The 5,621-nt window shown below is 57.2% G+C and carries 6 protein-coding genes and 2 pseudogenes; 7 read left to right on the top strand and 1 reads right to left on the bottom strand.

What is annotated here, in order from left to right:
* Positions 1–749 (bottom strand): mechanosensitive ion channel domain-containing protein (locus ACP5J3_RS10425; protein ID WP_428495633.1); only part of this gene is annotated, 749 nt, incomplete at its 3' end.
* A gap of 127 nt (positions 750–876) precedes the next feature.
* Here ACP5J3_RS10425 and ACP5J3_RS10420 point away from each other — a divergent pair.
* The 7 genes and pseudogenes from ACP5J3_RS10420 (at position 877) to ACP5J3_RS10390 (ending at position 5,528) form a co-directional block, all read left to right on the top strand.
* Positions 877–1,104, top strand: coding sequence for a hypothetical protein (locus ACP5J3_RS10420; protein ID WP_428495632.1), 228 nt, complete (start codon positions 877–879; stop codon positions 1,102–1,104).
* Between the two features lie 20 nt (positions 1,105–1,124).
* Positions 1,125–1,777, top strand: a pseudogene (locus ACP5J3_RS10415) (DUF5752 family protein).
* Positions 1,777–2,982, top strand: a pseudogene (locus tag ACP5J3_RS10410) (glycosyltransferase). Before ACP5J3_RS10415 ends, ACP5J3_RS10410 begins: the two co-directional pseudogenes overlap by 1 nt.
* Positions 2,983–3,051: 69 nt before the next feature.
* Positions 3,052–3,750: a hydrolase gene (locus ACP5J3_RS10405; protein WP_428495631.1), complete on the top strand. Its 699-nt coding sequence runs from the start codon at positions 3,052–3,054 to the stop codon at positions 3,748–3,750.
* A gap of 143 nt (positions 3,751–3,893) precedes the next feature.
* Positions 3,894–4,817, top strand: coding sequence for a heterodisulfide reductase-related iron-sulfur binding cluster (locus ACP5J3_RS10400; RefSeq protein WP_428495634.1), 924 nt, complete (start codon positions 3,894–3,896; stop codon positions 4,815–4,817).
* The gene (locus ACP5J3_RS10395) at positions 4,814–5,098 is read left to right on the top strand and encodes a (Fe-S)-binding protein (RefSeq protein WP_263246506.1); all 285 of its coding nucleotides are present in this window, start codon (positions 4,814–4,816) and stop codon (positions 5,096–5,098) included. Before ACP5J3_RS10400 ends, ACP5J3_RS10395 begins: the two co-directional genes overlap by 4 nt.
* A 154-nt stretch (positions 5,099–5,252) precedes the next feature.
* A complete protein-coding gene (locus tag ACP5J3_RS10390) occupies positions 5,253–5,528 on the top strand; it encodes an FAD-binding protein (protein ID WP_428495630.1) in 276 nt (91 codons plus the stop codon).
* Positions 5,529–5,621 lie beyond the last annotated feature (93 nt).

Below are 5,621 nucleotides of genomic sequence, written 5' to 3'. Positions count from 1 at the left end.
AGAGCCTCCCTCACCTCCTTCTCCAATGTGTCAAAGTTTATTACGGAGAGCGGTAGCTCAATCCTCACCATGACGGTGCTCTTCTCGCTCCACTGCGGCGTGTAGTCCACCACGCCTGAGTTCAGCAGTATCGAGTTGGGAATCCTCAGCTCGTAACCTGTGTCTAAAATGACTGTGGTGTAAAACAGCCCAATCTCCACGACGCGGCCTTTGTAGCCCGGCACTACGTAGTCAGGTGAGAAGTACTTGTAGGGGGGCAGTACGGCTAGCTGATAGGGGATACCTGTCGACGTTATTCTAACCATGTCGCCGACTGTGACAAATCTAGTGGCTAGGATCACCAACCCGGCGAAGAGGTTGCCGAGCACCGGCTGGAGGGCCAAGCCCAGCACGAGGCCCGTTACGGTGCCGCCCAGCAATGCCGCCTCAGCCCCAATTTTCCCCAGCGTAAATGCCACCAGTATCGAAAACAGGAAGCCGATGATCTTAATGACGTTGCCCACGGAAAACGCCCTCTCTCTAAGTGCAGGTTTAAGATGCAGAATCACGGCGTTGCCCAAGATGTTTGAAATAGCGACGCCCGCCGCAGAGGCAATCAACGCAATCAATACGCCGTATACGTCTGGGGTGATGCCTAGGTGAAACAAGTAGTCTGCAAACTTAATCGAGTAATAAACAGCGAAGCTTGTGACTACGACTCCCACCACCTTGCCCACAGCCGCCAGCCACACCCCCCTCTTGCTGGCCATGGCGCCGCTTGGAGACATAGAATTTAAACCTGATCCCCTGGGCCGACGCTCCCGGGCCGTCGTTAGCTACGTACCTGTGGGGATATTGTAGCTATTTGGGTTATATCCAGCCTGCGAGGTGTTTACAATGAGGAGAGCACTTCGTTTTTACGACATCGCCGCGGGCAGGAGCTTCTACTCCACCTCTTACAGAGTGGTGGAGGTGGAGATACGATACAGACGCGGCGTCGTTAAGAGGCAGATGGCTGTTGCCATATCCCCCTACACTGGCCATGAGTGCTACAGCTTCGCCCCTCGGAGGAGCGAGGTGAAGTCACTCCCCCTCACCCTATTCACTAAGGGGGGTAAAGTATAAATTAGCGGCTGTGCAAAGACGTGGGCTTGGGAGCAAAGGCGCTGGATACAAGGGGAAGGGGGATTCCCTTTAAGTTCTACACAGCGTACTACATTTCTCTCTACAGCAAGAGGAGGGCAAGGACCCTGCGCCAGCTTCTCCAGGGGATTAAGGACGCCGACGCCAACACCCTGTTCCACCACCTATTCCACACCATCAGGTCGAAGCACCTCATCCCCCGAGGTACACCAACGACTTCGCCCACTGGGTAGGCGACGAGGAGCTGGCCGCCGCCTTGTCAGACATATCCGGCGCAGAACCTGCGACGATCGAAGACATTAGGAAGGAGCTCGTAGCAGTGCTGGAGCCGCACGCAGACGAGAGAGCCGGCAAGTCGGAATTTGTATTCGTGGCTATGGAGCCCGTAGTGGTGGAGACTAGCTACGTGGCGCACACCCTCGCCGACTTTCTAGACCTCGTCGAGGCGGTGCCGGGGGAGTCCATAGTGTACCACTTCGTCACTAGGAGAGTGCTGGAGGACACGGGCCGCAACGACTTCTCCACATGGCTAGAGAAAAACTTCGGCCTTTCCGAAGTGGCCGAGGCTCTGTCCCGCATAGATCCGCTGATGTACAACAGCGAGGAGTCCCTAAGAGGCGACATACTGAAGACCCTCAAGAGGTACCTCCTGTGATGCTTGAAAAATACGCCCAGTTCGTCGGAGAAGATGAAATCGACGCCATTGTGAAGCTGGCCCAGAAGCTTGAAGACCTGTCCATACTCCACGTCAACTCAACCGCCGCGGGCGGGGGAGTGGCCGAGATACTAAACAGACTCATACCCTTGATGAGGGAGCTGGGGCTGAGAGCCGACTGGAAGGTGATAAGGGGGGACCAGGGATTCTTCTCAGCGACGAAGACCTTTCACAACGCCCTTCAGGGGATCACCTCGGCAGTGCCGGAGCACTACTACTTGGTATATGAAAAGTGGCAGTAGATAAACGCCAGCGAGCTAGACCTAGACTACGACGTGGTCTTCATCCACGACCCACAGCCAGCCGGCCTCGTGAAGTACCGGAAGAAGGGGCTCTAGATATGGCGTTGCCATATAGATCTCTCCACCCCGGACCCCCACGTGTGGAGCTACCTAAGGCGCTACGTCTCGCAGTACAACCTAGCCATCTTCCACATACCCGACTTCGCCCGCGACGACCTGGACATACCCCAGCTCCTCATACCCCCATCCATAGACCCCCTCAGCCCAAAAAACATGGAGCTACCCCAAACCGCGGTGGAGAGGATAGTGCGTAAATTCGACGTGGATCCCGAAAGGCCGTTGTTGCTCCAGGTATCCCGCTTCGACCGCGCCAAGGACCCGCTAGGCGTGGTTGAGGCCTATAGACTGGCTAAAAGACATGTGCCGGATCTACAGCTGGTGTACCTCGGCAGCCCCGCCCACGACGACCCCGAGGGCGAGGCGGTGTACAACGAGACGGTGAAGGCGGCGGGCGGCGACCGCGACATACATCTACTAATGCTCCCGCCTGACAGCCACGTGGAGGTCAACGCCTTCCAGCGCGCCGCCACCGTGGTGATGCAGAAGTCCATAAGAGAGGGCTTCGGCCTCACGGTGTCTGAGGCGCTTTGGAAGCGCAAGCCCGTAGTCGGGGGCAGAGCCGGCGGGATCAAGATACAGGTGATCCACGGCGTGACGGGCTTCCTAGCCACCTCCCCAAAGACGGCGGCCCACTACACAACATACCTCATACGTGAGAAGAGGGTAAGAGAGGAGATGGGAAACGCCGGCAGGGAACACGTAAGGAGAAACTTCCTAATAACCCACCAGCTGAGGCGCTATCTAATGGCCATTGCCTACGCCGCCGGGAGGCACAGGCTTTAGCGGTAGAGGCGTTGTGCTAGCTCCGCCCCCTTCAGCATTAATTATAATAAACCCGCCGCATGCGCCTCCATGGACATAGCGCTCTTCACAGACTACGACGGGACTCTGGTGCCGCCGGAGGAGGTTAGGAGGGGGGGCGCCCTGCCGGCGGAGGTTGAGGAGGTTCTGAGGGAGCTCGCCAAGCGCATCCCCCTCGCCGTGGTGACCACCAAAGACTGCGGCTTTGTCACACAGAGGGTCCCCTTCGCCTCTGCGTACGCCTGTATAAACGGCATAGAGATACGCGCCGGTAAGTACGTCGCCGTTGCCGCCGACCTCAACCACTCGGCAGTGTCGGAGGTGTACCAGCTCGCGTCCGGACTGGACGCCTATTTGGAGCCCAAGAGGACTGGGAGGGGCGAGCTGGCCGGCTTCACAGTGGACTGGCGCGGCCGCGCGGAGCCCCCCAAGGGCCTGGGCGACGTCGTGGTGGAGGCCGAGAGGCGTGGGCTCAAGGTGGTTAGGTACTCCCGCCACCCGTTTCTGGACGTATATGGGTCGACCGTCGACAAGGGGGACGCGGTGCGGGTACTCAAGGCCCTCCTCGGGGTGAGGCACGTGGCGTATATGGGCGACAGCGAAAACGACCTTCCCGCGTGGAGGGAGGCAGACGTAAAGATTCTGGTTAGACACAGTTTAAACCGCGGCTTCGCTGTCCCGGGCGCAGTGGCTGTGGATTATAAAGACCTAGTGCCGTATCTAACCGAAGTCTTGAAAAACTTTAAATAACAAGGCGCAGGGACGCCGCAGATGGCTTGTTTTATAAATTTTTGACATAACCGGCTTAGAGTCCTGCTTTCTGGGCATAAGAAGAAGTGGTCCAAGATGTATGTGGGATAGGGGAAGTCTTAAATAGTAAATTGGATCGTCAGTTGGTGGAGAGCTGGATCTCTGAGCTTCGGAATATTGTCATCCACTCTCTGGAGAAGTCTTGGCTTCCGTTTCCCATCGAGGCCGGGATTTGCGAGTCGTGGAAGCAGGGACTTGAGTCGGATCGGGAGTCTGGCACGGTTCTCTACACGTCGTGTATGTATCACCTCGCCCCCGTTATTGAGAAGGCGGTTGAAAACCTTGAGAAATTCGGCGTTACAAAGGGGGGTCTGAGAAGTAGATTAGCGGGCGTGGTGGCTAAGACGGCTGGGCAACTGCTGGTGAGGCCCGACCAGTCGGAAATCCGGCGCGCCGACGAGGTTATTAGGAAGATTTACGGTTTATTGAAGAGGAGGGGTATAAGAATTAGACTGCTCGAGAGGGAGGTCTACTCCGGCGCGTTGCTGTATGAACTGGGGCTGGAAAAGGACTTCGCGGACTACGCCCAGAGGGTGGCTAAGTTTTTCAAAGAGGCGGGGGTGAGGGAAATAATCACAGTGGATCCCCACACCCACTACATTCTTGAGAAGGTCTACCCAAGGTACGTGCCTAGCTTTGACTTTAAGGTGCTGAGTTACATAGATTTAATAGATAGTAACGGCACCGCGGTTAAAAGCTTCGCCATACACGACTCGTGTCTCTACGCGCGGTTCCTCGGGAGGTACGACGTCGTTAGGAAGCTCCTCTCCGCTGGTGAGCCCGTTGAGCACCCGTACTACACGGGAAGGGATACCTCCGGCTGTTGCGGCGGGCCGATTGAGTCGCTGTTCCCAGATGTGGCAAGGAAGGTGGCGCAGATCAGGGTGAGAGAACTCGCCAAGTTGTCTAAAGACGTAGTGGTGCAGTGCCCAATCTGCTACGTGAATCTGAAGAGGGCATCAAACGGAGAGGTGCGGCTATACTACCTACCGGAGGTGTTGCTATGATTGAGAAGCTCGTCGCAGAGGCCTCTAAGTGCCAGTTCTGCGGTTTCTGCGAATTTGCGTGTCCGACGTACCGGGCGGTTAGGATGAGGCACTTCGGCCCGAGGGGCCGTATCAACATTATTAAAAACTTCGAGGGGAAGCTGTCGGACGAGGCGCTCCGCGGCGTCTTGACGTGTCTGGCCTGCGGCGCCTGCGACCCCCAGTGCCCTGCCGGTATTAGGATTACGGAGACGATACGGGCCTTCAAGGCGTTTATTATACAGCAGAGGCTGGGTTTGTGAGCCTCGCCGAGTTGAAGAGGAGGCTTGGCGAGGAGAAGGTTGTAGACGATGTGGACATCCTCAAGATATATGCAAGGGACCCCGCCACGTTTGATTACGAACTGCCCCTAGCGGTTGTGTATGCCGAGAGCGCCGAGGACGTGGCGGCCACGCCGTGGAGAACAAGCTCTTCATTACGCCGGTGTTTCACTCCACAAGCCTCTCCGGCAACGCCGCCACGGTGGACAGGAGGACCATCGTCCTGTCCTCAGAGAGGATGAATAAGATACTCGAAGTCTCCGACGTGGATTGGCTCGCCGTGGTCCAGCCGGGTATAAAAATTGACGAGCTTAACCTTGAGCTCATGGGCTACGGCCTGCAGTGGCCTGTGCCCCGCCTCCCACTGGGTCCTCGTGCTGGAGGTCGTCATCGGGACTGGGGAGAGGATTAGGGTGGGGTGCCGTACTTTGAAGTGTAGAGAGGGCTACGACCTCCTGCACCTATTCGTGGGGAGCGAGGGGACGTTGGGCGTCGTAACCGAGGC

This window comes from Pyrobaculum sp. (genome assembly GCF_049971835.1).
In the GTDB taxonomy this organism is placed as follows: domain Archaea; phylum Thermoproteota; class Thermoprotei; order Thermoproteales; family Thermoproteaceae; genus Pyrobaculum.
The sequence above is the reverse complement of the archived record's forward strand: the minus strand, read 5'-3'. Positions and strand labels throughout refer to the sequence as shown.